Source organism: Actinomycetota bacterium (assembly GCA_005774595.1).
Classification (GTDB): Bacteria; Actinomycetota; Coriobacteriia; order Anaerosomatales; family D1FN1-002; genus D1FN1-002.
In genome coordinates, this window is record VAUM01000515.1 from 1 (window position 1) to 1,030 (window position 1,030).

The following is a 1,030-nucleotide window of genomic DNA, read 5'->3' on the forward strand; positions in this document are numbered from 1 at the left end:
GATCCAGACCGTGCCGGTCGGATCGGACGACCCCACCGTCACCGTCACGTCCACGGAATCGAGGGCCTGTGTCGGCGCCTGAAGCGTCAGTGCCGATGCCGGCCCCGCCGCCAGTGCCCACAACGCCGCGGCCGCTGCCGCGAGGATGACCGAGTTGCGCGTCCGTGCCCGCATCCGTTGCTCCCGTCGTTCGTGCGCCTAGGGCGTGTCGCACAGTCCTCGCCACGTGGGCCGGGTCACCGACCGCACGTTGATGTAGACCACCTTGCCGGCCTGCTCGGTCAGGATCTTGAGCGCGGCCGCATCCTTCATCGCCAGATCGTCCGCGGAACCGAAGAAGATCTCGATGTCGTCGGTAGTGTACACGGCTGTCTTGTCCACGGTGGGCGCCGAGACCATCCGAACCCGCGAACGCAGCTCCTTCGACATTCCCGAGACGAGCCGCAGCGCGTTCAGGAGGGCCTCCGAAGTGGTCACCGTCGCCGTGGCGACGTCCAGCCGTTCGATGTCGCGTACCACCATCAGCGATGCTGTGTCCTCGGCGGTTCGCCTCGAGATCACGTACCCGTCGACGCAGACCAGCCAGAACGACGCCTTCCCATCGTCGACCAGCGCCACAGGCTCGCGCTCGGTGATGCGGATGCGCATGCCGTCGGGGAACATCCGGCTGACCTCGGCCGACCCGATCCATGAGTCCGCCTCAAGCCGCTCCTCGACTTCTTCGGCGGGAAACCGCAGCAGCGTCGCGTCGGAAGGCACTTTCGCGATGGCGATCACGCGCTGCGCGGTGAGGTGCTCGTTGCCCTCGACCCGTACCTCCTCGATCGGCACCACGCCCGAGCGGTAGAGCGCGGCTGCTCCCCAGACAGCCAGGACGATACCCGCGGCGACGGCCACGATGCGGAGCCGCATCGCGTTGCGTGCCCGCGCCTCACGCCGCTCGCGCTCGAGCCGCCTGGCCTTGGCGGCGGCGGTCTCACGGGGCTTCTGCTCGAGCTTCGACGGATGGACCGGATGCCGGGATGCGCCC

1 protein-coding gene is annotated in these 1,030 nt (G+C 68.6%); it reads right to left on the reverse strand.

Features of this window, described 5'->3' with window-relative positions:
* Positions 1-198 precede the first annotated feature (198 nt).
* Positions 199-1,030 (reverse strand): FtsQ-type POTRA domain-containing protein (locus FDZ70_11365; protein TLM64760.1); only part of this gene is annotated, 832 nt, incomplete at its 5' end.